At 68.0% G+C, this 18,887-nt stretch carries 17 protein-coding genes, 1 tRNA gene and 1 pseudogene; 5 read left to right on the top strand and 14 right to left on the bottom strand.

The annotated features are described in order from the left end of the window. Window positions 1–15: 15 nt before the first annotated feature. Window positions 16–2,919 (top strand): excinuclease ABC subunit UvrA, encoded by a 2,904-nt coding sequence (gene uvrA / locus STARVERO_RS06540; protein WP_159598296.1) that lies wholly within the window; start codon window positions 16–18, stop codon window positions 2,917–2,919. A 356-nt stretch (window positions 2,920–3,275) separates the two neighbouring features. Here the strand turns inward: uvrA and STARVERO_RS06535 are convergent, their stop codons facing one another. Continuing rightward, a complete protein-coding gene (locus tag STARVERO_RS06535) occupies window positions 3,276–4,346 on the bottom strand; it encodes a COX15/CtaA family protein (RefSeq protein WP_159598295.1) in 1,071 nt (356 codons plus the stop codon). Window positions 4,347–4,501: 155 nt separating this feature from the next. On the opposite strand from STARVERO_RS06535, the gene STARVERO_RS06530 reads away from it, so the two are divergent. Continuing rightward, entirely contained in the window at window positions 4,502–4,744 is a 243-nt protein-coding gene (locus STARVERO_RS06530; protein ID WP_144343552.1) for a DUF2842 domain-containing protein, read from the top strand. 9 nt (window positions 4,745–4,753) lie between these two features. Here STARVERO_RS06530 and STARVERO_RS06525 read toward each other — a convergent pair whose 3' ends face one another. From STARVERO_RS06525 to STARVERO_RS06515, 3 genes are all read right to left on the bottom strand, one after another. Next, the gene (locus tag STARVERO_RS06525) at window positions 4,754–6,259 is read right to left on the bottom strand and encodes a lipopolysaccharide biosynthesis protein (RefSeq protein WP_244616624.1); all 1,506 of its coding nucleotides are present in this window, start codon (window positions 6,257–6,259) and stop codon (window positions 4,754–4,756) included. A 47-nt stretch (window positions 6,260–6,306) separates the two neighbouring features. Further along, a tRNA-Pro gene (locus STARVERO_RS06520) sits at window positions 6,307–6,384 on the bottom strand. A 36-nt stretch (window positions 6,385–6,420) separates the two neighbouring features. Further along, on the bottom strand, window positions 6,421–6,933 hold the full coding sequence (locus STARVERO_RS06515; protein WP_159598294.1) for a GNAT family acetyltransferase: 513 nt from the start codon (window positions 6,931–6,933) through the stop codon (window positions 6,421–6,423). A 139-nt stretch (window positions 6,934–7,072) separates the two neighbouring features. On the opposite strand from STARVERO_RS06515, the gene STARVERO_RS06510 reads away from it, so the two are divergent. Further along, the gene (locus STARVERO_RS06510; RefSeq protein ID WP_159598293.1) at window positions 7,073–7,759 is read left to right on the top strand and encodes a nitroreductase family protein; all 687 of its coding nucleotides are present in this window, start codon (window positions 7,073–7,075) and stop codon (window positions 7,757–7,759) included. Here STARVERO_RS06510 and amaB read toward each other — a convergent pair. Continuing rightward, window positions 7,732–9,276 (bottom strand): L-piperidine-6-carboxylate dehydrogenase, encoded by a 1,545-nt coding sequence (gene amaB / locus STARVERO_RS06505; RefSeq protein ID WP_159598292.1) that lies wholly within the window; start codon window positions 9,274–9,276, stop codon window positions 7,732–7,734. The genes STARVERO_RS06510 and amaB overlap by 28 nt on opposite strands. A 392-nt stretch (window positions 9,277–9,668) precedes the next feature. On the opposite strand from amaB, the gene STARVERO_RS06500 reads away from it, so the two are divergent. Then, window positions 9,669–10,037 carry a septal ring lytic transglycosylase RlpA family protein gene (locus tag STARVERO_RS06500; RefSeq protein WP_144343556.1) on the top strand — a complete coding sequence of 123 codons (369 nt, stop codon included), beginning with the start codon at window positions 9,669–9,671 and terminating at the stop codon, window positions 10,035–10,037. 859 nt (window positions 10,038–10,896) lie between these two features. Here STARVERO_RS06500 and STARVERO_RS23495 read toward each other — a convergent pair. The 6 genes and pseudogenes from STARVERO_RS23495 to STARVERO_RS06470 form a co-directional block, all read right to left on the bottom strand. After that, window positions 10,897–11,149 (bottom strand): annotated as a pseudogene (locus STARVERO_RS23495) (MerR family transcriptional regulator); the annotation flags it as partial. A 23-nt stretch (window positions 11,150–11,172) separates the two neighbouring features. After that, complete coding sequence (locus STARVERO_RS06490; protein WP_144343558.1) at window positions 11,173–11,478, bottom strand: integration host factor subunit alpha; 306 nt, start codon at window positions 11,476–11,478, stop codon at window positions 11,173–11,175. 100 nt (window positions 11,479–11,578) lie between these two features. Further along, entirely contained in the window at window positions 11,579–12,550 is a 972-nt protein-coding gene (locus STARVERO_RS06485) for a beta-ketoacyl-ACP synthase III (RefSeq protein WP_159598290.1), read from the bottom strand. Then, window positions 12,547–13,626, bottom strand: a complete 1,080-nt coding sequence (gene plsX, locus STARVERO_RS06480) for a phosphate acyltransferase PlsX (protein ID WP_159598289.1) — start codon at window positions 13,624–13,626, stop codon at window positions 12,547–12,549. Before plsX ends, STARVERO_RS06485 begins: the two co-directional genes overlap by 4 nt. 120 nt (window positions 13,627–13,746) lie before the next feature. Then, window positions 13,747–14,286 (bottom strand): YceD family protein, encoded by a 540-nt coding sequence (locus tag STARVERO_RS06475; protein WP_159598288.1) that lies wholly within the window; start codon window positions 14,284–14,286, stop codon window positions 13,747–13,749. Then, window positions 14,283–14,846 (bottom strand): ubiquinol-cytochrome C chaperone family protein, encoded by a 564-nt coding sequence (locus STARVERO_RS06470; RefSeq protein ID WP_159598287.1) that lies wholly within the window; start codon window positions 14,844–14,846, stop codon window positions 14,283–14,285. Before STARVERO_RS06470 ends, STARVERO_RS06475 begins: the two co-directional genes overlap by 4 nt. Before the next feature lie 211 nt (window positions 14,847–15,057). Between STARVERO_RS06470 and STARVERO_RS06465 the strand changes: the two genes are divergently transcribed. After that, complete coding sequence (locus STARVERO_RS06465; RefSeq protein ID WP_144343563.1) at window positions 15,058–15,594, top strand: outer membrane protein assembly factor BamE; 537 nt, start codon at window positions 15,058–15,060, stop codon at window positions 15,592–15,594. Window positions 15,595–15,678: 84 nt separating this feature from the next. Here STARVERO_RS06465 and STARVERO_RS06460 read toward each other — a convergent pair whose 3' ends face one another. The 3 genes from STARVERO_RS06460 to thiL all read right to left on the bottom strand — a co-directional run bounded on the left by STARVERO_RS06460 (window position 15,679) and on the right by thiL (window position 18,878). After that, entirely contained in the window at window positions 15,679–16,920 is a 1,242-nt protein-coding gene (locus STARVERO_RS06460; RefSeq protein WP_159598286.1) for an NAD(P)/FAD-dependent oxidoreductase, read from the bottom strand. 70 nt (window positions 16,921–16,990) lie between these two features. After that, the gene (locus STARVERO_RS06455; protein WP_144343565.1) at window positions 16,991–17,755 is read right to left on the bottom strand and encodes an ABC transporter substrate-binding protein; all 765 of its coding nucleotides are present in this window, start codon (window positions 17,753–17,755) and stop codon (window positions 16,991–16,993) included. 109 nt (window positions 17,756–17,864) lie between these two features. Beyond that, window positions 17,865–18,878 carry a thiamine-phosphate kinase gene (gene thiL, locus STARVERO_RS06450; protein WP_159598285.1) on the bottom strand — a complete coding sequence of 338 codons (1,014 nt, stop codon included), beginning with the start codon at window positions 18,876–18,878 and terminating at the stop codon, window positions 17,865–17,867. Window positions 18,879–18,887: the final 9 nt, after the last annotated feature.

Here is an 18,887-nt window from a genome sequence, read left to right as displayed (position 1 = left end):
CGAGAAGAGTTCGGAATGAAGGACCGCGTGGATTTGCCGCGCCGCGACGCCCGTTCGATCACGATACGTGGCGCGCGCGAGCACAATCTGAAGAATGTCGACCTCGAGATCCCGCGCGACAGCCTGGTGGTGTTCACCGGGCTTTCCGGTTCGGGCAAGTCGTCGCTCGCCTTCGATACCATCTATGCCGAGGGGCAGCGACGCTATGTCGAGAGCCTGTCGGCCTATGCGCGGCAATTCCTGGAGATGATGCAGAAGCCGGACGTCGACCAGATCGACGGCCTGTCGCCGGCCATCTCCATCGAGCAGAAGACCACCTCGAAGAATCCGCGCTCGACCGTCGGCACGGTGACCGAGATCTACGACTATATGCGCCTGCTCTGGGCGCGCGTCGGCGTGCCCTATTCGCCCGCCACCGGGCTGCCGATCGAGAGCCAGACGGTCAGCCAGATGGTGGACCGCGTGCTGGCCCTGCCGGAGAAGACGCGGCTCTATCTGCTTGCCCCCGTGGTGCGCGGGCGAAAGGGCGAATACCGCAAGGAGCTCGCGGAATTCCAGAAGAAGGGCTTCCAGCGCGTCAAGGTGAATGGCGAGTTCTACGAGATCGCCGACGCGCCGGCGCTCGACAAGAAATTCAAGCACGACATCGACGTGGTGGTGGACCGGCTCGTGGTGCGGCCGGACATCGCCAGCCGCCTCGCGGATTCCTTCGAGACCGCGCTCGGCCTCGCCGACGGCATCGCCGTGATCGAGTTCGCCGACGAGAAGGAAGAGAATGGCGAGCCGCGCCGCATCGTCTTCTCGGAGAAGTTCGCCTGCCCGGTCTCCGGCTTCACCATCCCCGAGATCGAGCCGCGGCTGTTCTCCTTCAACAACCCGTTCGGCGCCTGCCCGGTCTGCGATGGCCTCGGCCATGAAAGCAAGATCGACCCGGACCTCGTGGTGCCGGAGAAGTCGCGCACGCTGAAGCAGGGCGCCATAGCGCCCTGGGCGAAGTCGACCTCGCCCTATTACGGCCAGACGCTCGACGCGCTCGCCCGCCACTACGGCTTCAAGCTTACGTTGGCGTGGTCGGAGCTGCCGGAGAAAGTGCGGGACGTGATCCTGCATGGCTCGGGCGCGGAGACCATCCGCTTCGTCTATGACGACGGCATGCGTGCCTATGAGACGGTGAAGACCTTCGAGGGCATCGTCACCAACCTGGAGCGCCGCTGGCGCGAGACCGAGAGCGACTGGGCGCGCGAGGAGATCGGCAAGTATTTTTCCGCCGTGCCCTGCGCTGCCTGCAACGGTTACCGGCTCAAGCCCGAGGCGCTGGCGGTGAAGATCGCCGGCCGGCACATCGGGCAGGCGGCGGAGCTTTCGGTGCGGCATGCCCTCGACTGGTTCGCCGCCCTGCCCGGCCAGCTCACCGAAAAGCAGAACGAGATCGCGGTACGCATCCTCAAGGAGATCCGCGAGCGGCTTGCCTTCCTGCTCGATGTCGGTCTCGACTATCTCACGCTCGCCCGGGCATCCGGCACGCTGTCGGGCGGCGAGAGCCAGCGCATCCGCCTCGCCTCGCAGATCGGCTCAGGGCTGACCGGCGTGCTCTACGTGCTGGACGAGCCGTCCATCGGCCTGCACCAGCGCGACAATGAGCGACTGCTCGGTACGCTGAAGCGGTTGCGCGACCTCGGCAACACGGTGGTGGTGGTCGAGCATGATGAGGACGCCATCCTCGCCGCGGACTACGTGGTCGATGTCGGTCCCGGCGCCGGTGTGCATGGCGGGCGGATCGTCGCCCAGGGGACGCCGCCGGAGATCCTCGCCAACCCGAACTCCCTCACCGGAAAATACCTTACCGGCGAGATGACCGTGCCGGTGCCCAAGCGGCGCAAGCCGAACCCGAAGCGGATGCTTCGCGTGGTCAATGCGCGGGGCAACAACCTGAAGAACGTCACGGCATCGATCCCGCTGGGCCTGTTCACGGCCGTCACCGGCGTGTCGGGTGGCGGCAAGTCGACCCTGCTGATCGACACGCTCTACAAGGCGGTGGCGCGCCGGCTGAACGGTGCCTCCGAACCGCCCGCCCCCCATGACGGCATCGAGGGGCTGGAACATCTCGACAAGGTGATCGACATCGACCAGTCGCCGATCGGACGCACCCCGCGCTCGAACCCGGCGACCTATACCGGCGCCTTCACGCCGATCCGCGAATGGTTCTCCGGCCTGCCCGAGGCCAAGGCGCGCGGCTACGGGCCGGGGCGCTTCTCCTTCAACGTGAAGGGCGGGCGCTGCGAGGCGTGCCAGGGCGACGGCGTCATCAAGATCGAGATGCACTTCCTGCCCGACGTCTACGTCACCTGCGATGTCTGCAAGGGCAAGCGCTACAACCGCGAGACGCTGGAGGTCACCTTCAAGAACAAGTCCATCGCCGACGTGCTCGACATGACGGTCGACGAGGGGGCGGAGTTCTTCAAGGCGGTGCCGGCGGTGCGCGAGAAGCTGGAGACGCTCTCGCGTGTTGGCCTCGGCTACATCCATGTCGGCCAGCAGGCGAACACACTGTCGGGCGGCGAGGCGCAGCGCGTGAAGCTCTCCAAGGAGCTGTCGCGCCGGGCCACCGGGCGCACGCTCTACATCCTCGACGAGCCGACCACCGGCCTGCATTTCCACGACGTCGCCAAGCTGCTGGAAGTGCTGCACGAACTGGTCGAGCAGGGCAACACGGTGGTGGTGATCGAGCACAATCTCGAGGTCATCAAGACCGCCGACTGGGTGATCGACCTCGGCCCGGAAGGCGGCGACGGCGGCGGCGAGATCGTCGCGGCGGGGCCGCCGGAAGTGATCGCCAGGAGCGAGCGTAGCCATACCGGCCGCTTCCTCTCCGAGGTGCTGGAGCGCCGGCCGATGAAACCTCGCAGCGCGGCGGAGTAGCGCGGGGCGCGTCCGTCTCCATCCCCTGAAGCGTCATCCCGGAACGGTCGCCAGGCCGTATCCGGGATCGCGTGCAGAATGGAGAGCGATCCCGGATACACGTCGGCTTTGACCGGGCTGACGTCGAGACTGGGAAGAATCCCAGAGGCTGACCCGTAATCTGCGACCGGAGTGCTTGGAGACACGTCATGGCCGGGCTTGACCCGGCCATCCACGCCTTGAGCCCCGCGGGCGCACCGGCAAAGTGGTAGATCCCCAGGCCAAGCCCGGGGATGACGGTCAAAGATGTCGCCTACCGCTTCTGAGAGCCAGGCCGAGTCGACTCCTTAGGGTGAGTATGTATCGCTCAAGGAGCGCTAGGCATCCTGCCGCAATCGCACGAGATTCACCGTCACGGCGATCAGCACGATCGTCGCGCCGAACTGGTGCGCCAGCGCGATGTCGATCGGTACCTGATAGATCAGCGTCAGGATGCCGAGTGTGGCCTGCGCCGCCACAAGGCCGAGGATGAGCAGGGCGCGACGGGCGACCATGCCGCCCACCCGCCGCGCACTGAGCCAGTGGCCGATGGCCAGCGCGAACAGCGCGTAAGCCACCAGCCGGTGGTTGAACTGCACGGTGAGGACGTTCTCGAAGAAGTTCCGCCACGCCGGCTGCTGAACGAAGAGATTGGCCATCGGCGGGACCAGATGGCCGTCCATCAGCGGCCAGGTCGTGTAGGTCAGCCCGGCGTCAAGGCCGGCGACGAGGCCGCCAAGGAAGATCTGCAGAAGCACGACGCCGAACAGGATGCGGGCATAGCCGCGCAGCCAGTCCGATGACGCTCGCCGCTCCGCCGCCGGCTTGAGCGAGGTCGCGACCGCCGCCGTGGCGGCGAGGATGATGCAGGCAAGCGTCAGATGGGTGGCAAGGCGGTACTGGCTGACGTCGACCCGGTTCACCAGCCCCGAGGCGACCATCCACCAGCCGACGGCGCCTTGCAGGCCGCCGAGCACGAACAGGCCGGAGAGCTTCCAGCCGAGCGCGCGGTCGACCAGCCCGCGCCAGAGAAAGAACAGGAAGGGCAGCAGGAACACGAAGCCGATGAGGCGGCCGAGCAGCCGATGCCCCCACTCCCACCAGAAGATGTACTTGAACTCCTCGAGGCTCATGCCCCGGTTGATCTGCTGGTATTGCGGGATCTGCCGGTACTTGTCGAACTCGGCCTGCCACGCTTCCGCGCTCAGCGGCGGCAGCGTGCCGGTCACCGGCTTCCACTCGGTGATGGAAAGACCGGATTCGGTGAGCCGCGTGGCGCCGCCCACGACCACCATCAGCACGATCAGCGCCGCGACGAACCACAGCCAGAGCCGGACCGGCCGCAATCGGTCGGCGGCGAGCGGCGCCGCGGCACCATCCTGCGATGTGGCGAGTTGATCGAGGGCCATTGCACGCGCTCCCTGCAATGACGGCCGCCAGCCCCACCGGCCGTCCCGCGCCGGGCGACTTCCTCCCGGGCGCCGCGAGCGATATAGAGGCGGGCGCCCGGGCGCAACGGGACTCTTTGTCCCGCGCGCAGGCGCCGTCCAGACGGAGTACGAGCATGACCGATCAGCGCCCTGGCATGTCCGCCCGCCTGCGCAAGTTCATCGGCACGGTGCTGATGGTGGTGCTGGTAGTGTGCTGGTCGCTCGGCGCCATGGCATTGGCGCAGGGGCGCGTCACCACCCTGCCCGGCTTCTGGCAGTTCGTCGCCTATGCGCTGCTGGGGATCGGCTGGATCGTGCCGGCGGCCTGGTTGATCCGCTGGATGCAGAAGCACGACCGCAAGCCGGACACGCTCTGAGAATCGGCGTTACGCGGCGCGTGGCAGGCTGCCGGCCTCGGTCTCCGGCGTGAAGGTCACCATGGCGATATCGCCGAACCCCTGAGCTGCCAGCGCATCGAAGGCCTGCACCGCATCGGTCGCCATGGCACCGGGGTGCGTCACCAATATCGTCGTCGGGTCGAGCGCAGCGATACGCTCGGCGCCTTCCGTCCGCCCGAGCGGCGGCGCGGCGACGACGACGTGGTCATAGGTTTGCTTGAGGGCGGTGAGGATCAACGGCAGCCGGTCGGAGGCGACGAGGCCGCTCGCCTCGCGCGCGCCGCGTCCGGGCGGGATGACGTGGCAGCGCGAGCCGTTCTCGCGGTGAATCGCGTCGGAGAAGCTGGCGACGCCGAACAGCAGGTCGGTGAGGCCCGGTGCGCGGGGATCGGCCGCCAGCGCATCCAGCGGTTCGGCCGCGACATCGAGGCAGACGATGACCACGCGCCGTTCGGCCGCGCCGGACAGCGACCGGCCGAGCGAGATGGCACAGCGGGCGATACCTTCATCCGCCGTCGCGCCGGTCACGATGACGAGGCGAGCCGCCTCGCCGCGCAGCTCGACGAGGCGCGAGAGGTCCGCGAGCTCCCGCTCGCGCGAGAAGCGCCGGAACGGCCTCGGGCTCTCCGTCTCGTCCGCATAGTCGCCGGTCGCGGCGCCGATCCAAGGCAGATGCTGCATCGTCTGCGGCGCCATTTCCGGCATGGGCACGGCACCGATCTCCTGCCCGCCAGTGGAGGCACGGCGGCGGGCGAGCGCCTGAAAGCCGAGGACGAGCAGGAAGGTGCCGATGCCGGTCGCGAGGCTGGAAATCAGCGGGGTCGGCCAGCGCGCCGACGTCGAGGGCACCGCCGAGGCGATGATTCGCACCGGCGCCGGAGACGGCGCGGTCGTCGCGCCGTTCGGGTCCATGCTGAACGGACCGCGAGTCTCGCGCAGCTCGAGGTAGTTTCTGGCGAAGGCGTTGGCGACATCGGCGGAAAGACGCGGGTCGGGCGAGGCGAAATCGACGGCGATCTGGCCATTCCCCGCGTCGCGCACGCTCAGGCCACGTTCGATCGTGCGCAGTGCCAGCGCCTCGCGCGAAGCGGGCATGGGCTCGGGCGGCGTGGCGAAGCCGGCGAGACTTACCGCGCCGGACAGCGCATTGGCCGGCTCACCCAGCGGTTTGGCGAGGCGCGCCGCGAGGTTGTGGCTTTCGATGACCTGCCGGGCGAACTCACGCGAGGAGAGCACCTGCACGCCGTCCCGACCTGCGGCGAAGCTGCGATGATCGCTCCACACACGGGCCTGCGCCGTGTAACGCGGCGTTGCGATCTGGCTGGTCGCGCCGGCAACGAGCAAGGCGGCGATGGCGGGTCCGAACAGGAGACGGCGCAGATGCCGCAACGTGCCGGTTGTCCGAATCGCATCTCCCGGCTCCACGTTCGCCTCATCGGGCGACGGCGCCACCGTGTTCACGGAGATGTCGTTCGGATCCATCATGGTGCCCATTAGGCACCGTCATGGTTTCCACCGTGTTAAAACGGAAAGAGATGGAATGGTCGGAGCGAGAGGATTTGAACCTCCGACCCCTAGTCCCCCAGACTAGTGCGCTAACCGGGCTGCGCTACGCTCCGACGCCGTGAGGCGCCGTCTCTGTAGCCATTTGCCGGTCATGATGCAAGCCGGCCGGCGTCTTTCGGGCTCTGCTTTTCCTCGTCCTTCGTATCGGGCTCGGGGCCGACCGTCTGTTCTACGGAGGCGCTCAGCCGCTGGAACAGGCCGAGCGAGACCAGCGTCACGCAGCCGGCGAGCACGAGAAGCGCGGCGTATTTCACCTCCGTCACATCATCGCGCGCGGTTTCGAAGATCAGCACGAGTGCTTCGAGGAAGATCGCGATGATGATGGTGGAGATGAATTTGGTGAGCCCGCGCCGGGCATCGCCCGCTGACCGCCGCTCGCGGCCGGCTGGCACCTCTTCCTCGAAGAAATACTTCGCCACGTCGAACAGGGCGATGGCGACGATGAGATAGCCCACCACGCCCAGCAGAGATTCGTGGAGTACCGCCGTCCCCGCCAGACTGTCGCGCAGGACCACATAGGGAGCGTAGACCAGCAGGGCCGCGGCGACGGCCATGAGGGCACAGGCGGCGATGGCGAAGACGATGCGGATGAAGAGACTCATGCAGGGCTCCACACCGGATTGCCGCTGTAAGTAGAGCGGGCCCACACAGCGGCAAGGGCGCCTCGTATCAGGTCGGGGTGTGGATTCGGCAGGACCGCCCTATGATGGGGCGACACGGGGACGCGGAGGAGCCATCGCCATGAATCATCACGCGCATGGCCATCATCCATCGGTCGACCCTCCCGCCGATGCCGGGCCGCTCGCCGTACCGACGTCGGAGGAAATGCTGGCAAGGCTCGAAGCGCGCCGCTCGGCGCCGCTGCGCGGCCTCGTCGAGCCGGGACCGACGCCGGAGGAACTGGAGCGCCTGTTGCGGCTCTCCACGCGGGTGCCGGACCATGGAAGGCTCGTTCCCTGGCGCTTCATCGTCGTCGAGGGGGATGCCCGCCGCGTGCTGGGCGAAAGGCTCGATGCCCTCTATGCCCGGCAGAATCCCGGCCTGCCGGCGGCCAAGGCGGATATGTGGACGCTCTACATGATGCGCGCGCCGCTGACGGTCGTGCTGGTCAGCCGGCCCGATGCCGCAGCCAAGGTGCCGGAGTGGAATCAGGTGCTTTCGGCCGGGGCGGCGGGCATGGCGCTCACCGTCGCCGCCTCGGCGCTCGGCTTCGCCACGCAATGGCTGCTGAAATGGCCCGGCCGCGACCCGGAGGCCGCCGCCCTCCTCGGTCTGACGGCGCAGGAGAAGGTGGCCGGCTTCATCCATGTGGGCAGGCCGGTGCAGGCAAACGAGGACCGGCCGCGGCCGGCCCTCGACGAGGTCGTGCGCTTCTGGTCGGCGGAGCCGGCGTCTCCCGATCAGTCGATGTCGAACGACACGCCCTGAGCGAGCGGCAGGGCGCGCGAGTAATTGATGGTGTTGGTGGCGCGCCGCATATAGGCCTTCCACGCGTCGGAGCCGGATTCGCGGCCGCCGCCGGTCTCCTTCTCGCCGCCGAACGCACCGCCGATCTCGGCGCCGGACGGGCCGATATTGACGTTGGCGATACCGCAGTCGGAGCCCTCCGCCGACAGGAAGGTCTCGGCCTCGCGCAAGTCGTTGGTGAAGATCGACGACGACAGGCCCTGCGGCACGGCGTTGTGCAGCTTGATCGCCTCGGGCAGACCGGCGCAGCGCAGCACATAGAGGATCGGCGCGAAGGTCTCGTGCTTCACGATGTCGATCTGCGAATCGATCTCCACCAGTGCCGGGCGGACGTAGTAGGCGTCCGGCCATTCCGCCGCGAGCACGCGCTCGCCGCCATGGATCCGCGCTCCCGCTGCGCGGGCCTCGGCAAGGGCCTTCTGCATGCCTTCATAGGCGGCGGCGTCGATCAGCGGCCCGATGAGCGTGCCGGCCTCGCGCGGATCGCCGATGCCGACCGAGCCGTAGGCCCTGGCGAGACGCGGGATCAGCGTCTCGTAGACGCCCTCGTTCACGATGAGGCGGCGCAGCGTGGTGCAGCGCTGCCCGGCGGTGCCCATCGCGGCGAAGGCGATGCCGCGCAGCGCGAGATCGAGGTCCGCCGAAGGGCAGACGATGGCGGCGTTGTTGCCGCCGAGTTCGAGGATCGACCGGCCGAAGCGGCGTGCGACGCGCTCGCCGACGATGCGGCCCATGCGGGTCGAGCCGGTGGCCGAGATGACCGGCACGCGGGTGTCGTCGGTCAGCGCCGCGCCGACTTCGGCGCCGCCGACCAGAAGCTGCGACAGGCCTTCCGGCGCGCCGCCGAAGGCGACAGCGGCCCGCTCGAACAGGGCCTGCACCGCGAGAGCGGTCAGCGGGGTCTTCTCGGAGGGCTTCCACAGCACGCTGTCGCCGCAGACGAGCGCCAGGGCGGCGTTCCACGACCACACGGCCACGGGGAAATTGAAGGCGGTGATGATGCCGACGGGCCCCACCGGGTGCCAGCTTTCCATCATCCGGTGGCCGGGCCGCTCGGACGCGATGGTGAGGCCGTAGAGCTGGCGGGAGAGGCCGACGGCGAAGTCGCAGATGTCGATCATCTCCTGCACCTCGCCGAGGCCCTCGGAGACGATCTTGCCGGCTTCCAGCGTCACCAGCCGGCCGAGCTCGGCCTTGTGGGCGCGCAGTTCCTCGCCCAGCAGGCGAACGAGCTCGCCCCGGCGCGGTGCCGGGACGGTGCGCCACGCCTCGAAGGCGGCGATGGAGCGGTCGACGGCGTGGGCGACGTCCCTGGCGCTGGCCTCGGCGACATGGGCGACCACCTCGCCGGTGATCGGCGAGCGCACGGGACGGGTGCCGTTCCGCCAGCTCGAATCCGGCACGCCGAGGGTCCGCAGCACATGCGCAACCTCCTCCGTGACCGGCTGCTGAGCCTTGCGGATATCCTTGGTCGCCATGGTGACGCTCCCTGTCGAGGCCTGTCGTTTCGCCGCGCTCCTTAGCACCGCCGGACGCGGTGAATCCATCGCAGCTTTCGGCCGAGAATAGGGCCGGCGGAAGCGTTCCAGCAATTGCCGCCATCTCCCGCAGCGGTTCGTTCGACACGAAAAATCAAGCGTTTGGCGTGGAGGCTAGAATTTTGGGCGATTGTCGAAATATCACGATTCATCTTGGGGATTGGACCAAGTCGATCGTGACTATGCCTGTGTTATTTCTTATGCTGTGCGCCGCGACACGTTCGGCCGATCCCATTATAGCCATATTGTCGTGATCCTCCGGCCATAATTCCTTTCCATGCACAATCCTCGGATGCAATTGGAGAAGGACGAGGGTATTGACGGCTTGGGGAATGGGACGGATCGCCGGCGCGGCAGTCGCGGCGGGGGTTATCTTTATCGCCGGCGGCAATGCCGCGCTTGCTGACAAGAAAAGCAATTATGCGACGTCGGGAACGGCGTCCTATTACGGATATGGCGGCCGCACCGCGAATGGCGAGCGGCACAACGCGCAGGCACTAACGGCCGCGCATCGCAGCCTGCCCTTCAACACCAAGGTCCGCGTCACCAACAAGATCAACGGCCGTTCGGTGGTGGTGCGGATCAACGATCGCGGTCCCTTCGTGAGGGGCCGGATCATCGACGTGTCGACGGCCGCAGCAGAGGAACTCGGGTTCCGCCGGCGGGGCGTCACCAAGGTCGATATCGCCGTCATCGATTGAGACGGGGATGATGGGCGCGGCCGGCAGGTGCGCCCGTGCTTCGGCACTACCCGCCGCGCTCAGCCCTGAGCGCGCGCGGTATCGAGTATGCGCCGGCAGTCCTGAAGCTCGTAGAGCGCGGCCTGGAGCCGCTGGACGTCGTCGCGGCTCAGCTTCGCCCGGACGGGGATCTCGTTTTCCTGTGCCCCGTCCGCGCGCAGCGGCGCCCGGCTGACCGGCGCCGGCTCGGCGGGCCGCGGCGCGACAGGCGCCGGACGGGAACGCTCGGGCACGTAGTCCACATCATCGGCATAGTCGTCCGCATCCGGCTCCGGCGCGACCGCGCGGAACGGAAAGGCCGCGCGCCCTTCCGGGCGGGGCTCGGCGGGCCGCGACTCGGCAAGGCGCGCCGGCTCGCGCGGCGGCAGACGGCGCGGGTCGGGCATGTCGGTCGGGTCCTGTTCGGCTTCGGGCCTTGGAGGCGCCCCACGCAGGGGGGGCTCGCTGCGCGGCGGAGGCATGCGCGGCGGCTCCGCTCGCGGAGGATCCATGCGCGGGGGCTCGACTCGGGGCTGCAGTTCCTGCCGCGACGGCTTGCTCTGCGGCGCCATGTCGGGCAGCAGCGGCAGTTCCAGAAGATCCGGCTCGTTTTCGGGCCGGCGCTTGCCGCGACGCGGCGACGGCTCCTCGACCGGCTCGCGCTGGCGCGTGGGAAGAAGGTTCAGGATGCCGCTGAGCGGCCCGGAACGCGGCGGCTCGGCCTCGCGAGCGCGGCCGGGATGGCCGGCGTCGACAGTGGCGTGGCGCCCTGCCCGCTCCTCGCGTTCGTCCAGTTCGGCGACGGCGCGGGCTTCCGCCTCGGCGTCGCGCCAGATGGCCTGCACATAGCGCGGGCCTTCCTCCTTGAGGATGCGCTGGACGCCGCGGATCGTGTAGCCCTCCCCGTAGAGCAGGTGGCGCACGCCGCGCAGCAACTCGACATCGTCCGGGCGATAATAGCGCCGCCCGCCGCCGCGCTTCAGCGGGCGGATCTGCGGGAAGCGGGTTTCCCAGAAACGCAGGACGTGCTGAGGCAGATCGAGATCTTCAGCGACCTCGCTGATCGTGCGGAAGGCGTCCGGGCCCTTCTCCACGCTCATCTGCTCCTGCCGCAGGCTCACGATTCGAGCGAGGCGGCGTTGATCTGCTGCTTCAGGATGTTGGACGGCTTGAAGACCATCACACGGCGCGGCGCGATCGGCACTTCCTCGCCGGTCTTCGGGTTGCGGCCGACGCGCTCGCCCTTCTGGCGCACCACGAAGGAGCCGAAGGAGGACAGCTTCACCGTCTCTCCCCGGGCCACGCAATCGGCGATCTCGGACAGAACCGTTTCGACGAGCGCCGCCGACTCGGTGCGCGAAAGCCCGACACGCTGATATACCGCCTCGCACAAATCGGCGCGCGTGATGGTGCGACCCGCCATTGCTGTCTTCCCTGTTCCGTCGGCCCTGTCTTTTCTTGAAGCGCCAAACTAGGCGCCGTCACTGCCGCCGGTCAACGGCGCATAGCGCTCCGGGAGCGCATTACCAGCGAACGAGCGCCGAACCCCAGGTGAATCCGCCGCCCATCGCCTCCAGCAGCACGAGATCGCCACGCTTGATGCGGCCATCGGCGTGCGCCGTCGTCAGCGCGAGGGGAATCGACGCGGCGGAGGTGTTGCCGTGCTTGTCGACGGTGATCACCACCTTTTCGGGCGCGATGCCGAGCTTGACGGCGCTCGCGTCGATGATGCGCCGGTTAGCCTGATGCGGCACGAACCAGTCGATGGTTTCGGCACTCTCGCCCGTCGCGGAAAAGGCATCGACGATCACGTCGGTGATCATGCCGACGGCATGGCGGAAGACCTCCCGGCCCTCCATGCGTAGATAGCCCACGCTGCGGGTCGAGGAGACGCCGCCGTCGACATAGAGCTTGTTCTTGTAGCGGCCGTCGGAGCGCAGATGCGTGGTCAGCACGCCGCGGCCATCCTCGCCGTCCCGCACCGCTTCCAGCACCAGCGCACCGGCGCCGTCGCCGAACAGGACGCAGGTGGTGCGATCGGACCAGTCGAGGATTCGCGAGAAGGTCTCGGCGCCGATGACGAGGCAGCGCCGGTAGGCGCCGGACTTGAGGAAATTGTCAGCGGTCGCGAGTGCGTAGACGAAACCGGAGCACACCGCCTGGATGTCGAAGGCCGCGCCATGGGTGATGCCAAGGCCGGCCTGCACGCTGACGGCCGTCGCCGGGAAGGTGTTGTCGGGCGTCGAGGTGGCCAGCACGATCAGGTCGATGTCGCCCGGCTCCAACCCGGCATCTGCCAGGGCGGCCTGGGCGGCCTTCAGGGCCAGATCCGACGTCACCTCGCCTTCGGCGGCGATATGGCGCGTGCGGATGCCCGTGCGCTGGACGATCCATTCGTCGGAGGTGTCGACCATCTGCACGAGGTCGGCATTGGTCAGGCAGCGGGCGGGCAGATAGGCGCCGACACCGCGTACCACGGAACGGATAGCACTCACGATGAAACCTGTAACTCGCCGGAGACGGTGGCTTCCGCCGGGCCGGTCGCGGCGACCTGGGGACGATCATTCATTCCCGCCTCGATGCGGGACAGGAGCTGGTAGCGAACCATGTCGTAGCCGATATCGACGGCCGAGGCGAAACCCTCGGCGTCGGTGCCGCCATGGCTCTTGATGACGACGCCGTTGAGGCCGAGGAAGACGCCGCCGTTCGACTTACGCGGATCGAGCTTCTCGCGCAGGGCGCGGAAGGCTCCGCGCGCCAGCAGGTAGCCGATCTTCGCCATGAAGCTGCGGTTGATCGCACCCCGCAGGAACTCCGCCACCTGCTTGGCGGTGCCCTCGGCGGTCTTGAGCGCGATGTTGCCGGAAAAGCCTTCGGTCACGACGACGTCGACCGTGCCGCGCCCGATATCGTCGCCCTCGACGAAGCCGTGATAGGAGAGTCCTGGATGGCCGGTCCCGCGCAGCGCGGCGGCCGCTTCCTTCACTTCCTCGACGCCCTTGATCTCCTCGACGCCGACATTGAGCAGGCCGACGGTCGGGCGCTCGATATCGAAGACGATGCGGGCCATGGCCGCGCCCATCACCGCCATGTCGACGAGGTGCTGCGCGGTCGCGCCGATCGAGGCGCCGACGTCCAGCACCACGCTTTCCCCGCGCGTGGTGGGCCACAGGCAGGCGATCGCCGGGCGGGAGATGCCGGCCATGGTCTTGAGATTGACCTTGGCCATCGCCATGAGCGCGCCGGTGTTGCCGGCCGAGACGGCGCAATCCGCCTCCCCCAGCCTCACCGCGTCGATGGCCCGCCACATGGAGGAGACACGGCGGCCTTGCCGCAGCGCCTGGCTGGGCTTGTCGTCCATGCGCACCACGACATCGGTGTGGATCACCGTGCTCGCTGCGGCGAGGCGCGGGTGCTGCTTGAGGATGTCGTTGATCCGGCCGGCATCGCCGAACAGCAGGTAGCTGATGTCCGGGTGTCGCGTCAGCGCGATCTCGGCGCCGGGCAGAACCACGTCGGGGCCGTGATCACCGCCCATGACGTCGAGCGCTATTCGGACGGTCGAGGACATCTAGCGGCGCGGTCTCATTCGGCGTTGGGGCGGCGGGACAGTGCCGCTCTTGTGCAGACGGCATGCCCCAGATGAACGCGCATGACAATAGCGTCCTGCATTTTCTCGGTCATGGCGGGACTAATTGGAGTCCTCGTCATCCTTGCCCCGCAGCCGCCCGAGAGCGGCAAAGGGGGAGGTTTCCTCGGGTCCCGGCTCGGCCGGCCCCTTGAACTCTGCGCCCGGCTTGCGGGGGTAAGGATCGAGGCCGAGAGCAAGGAATTCCGCCACCACGGCCCCGGCGTCGATGGTGCCGTCGACCAGCGGATCGGGAAGGTCGAGTTCGGTGACGTCGATTTCGGCGCCCGGCCGGATCTCGGGAATCTGGTCCTCCGGCGCGAAGCGCAGATCGATTTCCTCCGACACCGGAGAATCGAAGTCCTCGAGCGTCACCACGCAGGTCTGCGTCACCACCGCGTCGACGTGGCCGGTGACGTGCACGGTTCCCCCACGCTCCGGCCGGAGCGTCACCTCGGCCTTCACGGCCGGAATGCCGGGAATGCCGAAATCCTTCGCCAGCGCGGCGCGCGTCGCCGCGTCCGGCGCGATCTTCAATGTCAGTCCGTCCTCGGGGAGGCTGGCCACGAGAACGGGATGGGTAAGAGGCAAGGCATCCGTCATGACGGGGCAGTCTCCGTGGAAGGGTTCCGGACCGGGGAAGGCGCCGGAAAGTCGCCGGACGCGAAGGTCTCGAAGGGAATGGCCTTCAGCGCCCCGGCGGTGTCGATCATATAGGTCGCGAGCGCCTTCGCCTGCAGGTCCGCCTCGGGACGGGACGCATAGACGTTGCGCAGCACGGCTTCGCCGAGCGCATCGGCCTGACGGGCGTCGAGAGGCGCCTCGTAGGCGCCGACGCGGCCGTAGAAGGCTTCGGCGACACGCTTCATCTTCTTCGGCACGGTGAGGTCGCCGACGCCCATCTCGCGCAGGTTGGAATCCATATCGACGCAGAAGACGTCGAACACCTTCTGGCTGAGGGACCGGCGTTCCCCGTCCTCGTCCTTCAGGCGATGAAAAAGCAGGAAGGCATGGACGAGGATCATCTCGAAGCGGCCTTCGATGGTGTCCGGGACATCATAATCGGTATAGAAGGCCGGATTGCGGGCCTGCGCCACGATCGCGCCATAGAGCCGCTGAATGGTCTCGCCTCCGTCATTCCGGCGGAAGAAACGCAGAATCATGGACGGTTCCTGCCTCGCTGACGTCGCCGCGCCCCTTGGCGGACCGGCACTGGCGGGGTAGCGCGGGCCGATGGCGCTGGCAACCCCGCACGGGTCTTGCTGACGCTACGGCGGGGTGCCCGGTTGCCTCAGGCCCCTGCCCTGTGCTTTCTGCCGTATCACGTCGGAAGAGACGGGTCCGTCTGGACGGCGAATGGTTGGAGTTGAGTGGATGGCATCGACGCGCGTGACGCAGAAGGGGGCGCCCGGCGCCCGTCTTTCCGCCTTGGCTGCGCTGGCGGCGACAGGGGTCGTGGCGGTCGGGCTCGCGGGTTGCTCCGGCGGCATGCCGATGGCCACGGCCAATATGGGCCTCTCGCGCTCGCCCACCGGCTTCGTCTCCGAACAGCAGCGTGGCTATGTGATCACCGAGGGGGCGCTCGAGCAAATTCCCATCGGGTCGAGCCAGGAGCAGGTCCTGCTGGTGCTGGGCACCCCTTCGACCGTCGCCACCGTGGACGGTGAGGTGTTCTATTACATCTCGCAGAAGGCCAAGAAGGTGATGTTCATGCGGCCGGAGATCGTCGACCAGCGCGTGCTCGCGGTCTATTTCGACCCGAAGGACAAGCGCGTCACCCGCATCGCGGATTATGGCCTGAAGGATGGCAAGGTGTTCGACTTCATCAGTCGCTCCACGCCGACCGGCGGACAGGAAGTCTCGCTCATCGGCCAGATCTTCAACGCCACCAACTTCCGGCCGGGGATGTAGGATCGCCCTACGCTTCGCGCAGGATGCGTCATGGCCGGGCCCGTCCCGGCCATTCGCTTTTCTGGCGGTGGCGGGCAGCGCGTTTCAGCCGAAGCGGTGCGGCGAGAACGGCGCGGGATCCGTGCAGGGCGTCTCCCCGTCCATCATCTCCGCTAGCAGCCGGCCGGTGATCGGCCCGAGCGTGAAACCCAGATGCTGGTGGCCGATGGCGAGCCACATGCCGTTCTGGCCGGGCGCTGCCCCGATGACGGGCAGCATGTCCGGGAAGGCCGGGCGGGAACCCATCCACGGCTCCGGTTCGGCGCGTGCAGCGAGGGGGAAGAGCTGGCGCGCCAGCGTCTCCGTGCGATCGAGCTGCACGGGCGTCTTCGTCGCGTCGCGGCGGGCGAATTCCACGCCCGTCGTCAGGCGAATGCCGCCGACCATCGGTGTGATGACGTAGCCGCCTTCCTCATCGAGCACCGGCCGCGACAGCGCCGCGCCGTCTGCGGCGTGATAATGCATGTGGTAGCCGCGCTTGACCTGCAGCGGCAGGCGCAGGCCGAAGGGGCGCAGCACGTCCATCGCCCACGGGCCGAGCGCGACCACCACCTCCGGCGCCTCGACACCACCCTCCTCCGTCGTCACCGACCAGCCCGCGCCGAGACGTGCGAGGGTGCGCGCGTCGCCGCGGCGCACGTGCCCGCCCAATGCCGCGAAATGGGCGGCATAGGCCTGGGTGACGCCTCCGGGGCTGGAGACCGAGTGCGGGTCCGACCAGATCACCGCGCCGCGGAACACCGGGCGCAGCGACGGTTCCATCGCCAGGGCCTCGTCGACGCCGATCTCGCGCGCGCTGAGGCCGTATTGGCTGGCCAGCGGAAACTCACCGCGCTCGTTCTCAAGCCCGGCCTCTGTGCGGTAGAGCTTGAGCCAGCCGCCTTCGCGGAAGAAATGCCCGGCTCCGCTCGCCCCGGCGAGGCGCTCATGCTCGGCGAGGCTGTGGGCCAGCAGGGTCTCGATGGTGCGGGCATAGTTGAGGATGCGCGCAGGCGCGGAAGCGCGCCAGTAGGCGAACAGCCACGGCACGAGGCCGGGCAGCGCGTTCCAGTGGTAATGCGCCGCGGGATTGCGGCCGAGAGCGACGTCGGCCAGCGCGGATATCCTGCGGGGAAAGGCGACGGGATAGATCGAGGCCCGCTCGACCAGCCCGGCATTGCCGTAGGAGGTCTCCTCTCCCGGCCCTCTCCGGTCGACCAGGACGACCGACCGTCCGCGCATCGCGAGATTGAGGGCGATGGAGGTACCGACGATGCCGGCACCGAGCACGATCGTGTCGGTCTTCATGAAAAGGACTTTCGGGAGACGGGGAAGGCGTGCAAGGGCGGCGCGCCGGAACGCGCCGCCCGCTCCGTCCTCAGTTGATGGGGAACGGGAAGTACTTGGCGTTGATCTTCTGGTAGGTCCCGTCCGCCTGGATCTCCTTGATCGCCTTGTTGAGCATCTCGCGAAGCTCGGTGTCCTCCTTGCGGACGGCGATGCCGGTGCCCTGCGGGTTCACGTCCTTGAGGTCCGGGCCGACGAACTTGCAGCACTTGCCGGCGTCGGTCTTCTCCAGCCACTCATAGCCCACGAACTTGTCGACGAGGACGGCGTCGAGACGGCCGGCGGCGAGGTCGGCATTGGCCTCGTCCTGGGTCGGGTAGAGCTTGGCCTCGGTGCCCTTGTACTTGTCCTCGAGATAGGTCGCGCTGGTCGTGGACGACTGGGCGCCGACGACCTTGCCCTTCAGGGCCTCCGGCGTGATCTCGGTGATCTTGGTGTCCTTCGGCGCCATGAAGTTTCCGGGCGTCAGGTAGTAGGGGATGGTGAAATCCACCTTTTCCTTGCGCTCGTCGGTGATCGACATGGAGGCGACGATGGCGTCGTATTTCTTGGCGAGCAGCGCCGGGATGATGCCGTCCCAGTCCTGCGCCACGAAGGTGCATTCGACCTTCATCTTCTCGCACAGCGCGTTGGCGATATCGATATCGAAACCGATGAGCTTGCCGGTCGTGTCGACCGAATTGAAGGGCGGATAGGCACCCTCGGTGCCGATGCGCACCTTCTTGATCTCGGCCTGCGCGGCGCCCGTGCCGATGGCAAGGGCGGCGGCTGCGATCAGAATCTTGGCGATTTTCATTTTGGCGGTTCCCGATGTCAGGCACCGGATGCTCCGATGCCTTCCCCAAGAGGCTAGGTCGGAGCCTCGGCACAGGCAATCGGGGAATCGCCTAGCCTTTGGTGCAGTCTCAGAAGTGGCTGAAGCTGCCCCTCGCGAAGGTCATCGCCGCTCCATTGGAGGCGCGCACCGTCAGCCCCTGCCCGGCCTGCGTGCGGCCAATGACCGAGACGCCGATGCCGGCCGCCGTCGCGAAGGTGGTGAAGGCGTCCAGTTCCTCGTCCGGCATGACCGCGAGGATCTCGTAGTCGTCGCCGCCGGTCAGCGCGGTCTCGATCAGGGCTGGCTCGGCCTTGATGGCCGCGCGCGCGGCGGGACTGAGCGGCACCCGGTCGACCTCGATCTCGCCGGCGACGCCGGAGGCAGCCAGCATCTTCGTCAGGTCGCCCACCAGCCCGTCCGACACATCCATCGCTCCGCTGGCCCGGCCTCGCAGAGCACGGGCGAGCGCAAGGCGCGGCCGTGGAAGGAGATAGCGCTCCTTCAGGAAGGAGGCGGCCTTTTCTCCGAGGCCGGCAAACCCCGCCCGCGACGGGTCGAGCCGCAGGGCAAGGCCCAGTGCCGCGTCGCCGATGGTGCCGCTCACCACAATGGCCTGATCGGGCTTTGCGGTTGCCCGGCGCACCATCTGCCCGGCCGGCACAACGCCGAAGGCCGTGATGGACACGATGAAGGGCCCCGGCGTGCGCACGGTGTCGCCCCCGAGCAGCGGCGCGCCGTAGAGGGACGCGTCGGCACCGATACCACGCGCGAAGGCGGTGAGTGCGGCGGCATCCATTTCGGGAGGGATGGCGAAGGCGAGCAGTACGCCGAGGGGTTCGGCGCCCTTGGCGGCGAGATCGGACAGGTTCACCCGCATCGCCTTGCGGGCGATGGCTTCCGGCGGATCGTCGGCGAAGAAGTGCACGCCGGCGACCAGAGCGTCCTTGGTCAGGACGAGTTCGTGGCCCGGCGGGACGGAGAGCAGCGCGGCATCGTCCTTGAGGCCGAGCGCGCCGGGGTGGGTCGCGATCGGCTCGAACAGCCGGGCGATCAGCAGGTCTTCACCCGAAGCCTTCGCATCGCCGGAGCCACCCGCCGTCATCCCGCCTCC

This window comes from Starkeya nomas, assembly GCF_902703545.1.
GTDB classification, from domain to species: Bacteria; Pseudomonadota; Alphaproteobacteria; order Rhizobiales; family Xanthobacteraceae; genus Ancylobacter; species Ancylobacter moscoviensis.
The sequence above is the reverse complement of the archived record's forward strand: the minus strand, read 5'-3'. Positions and strand labels throughout refer to the sequence as shown.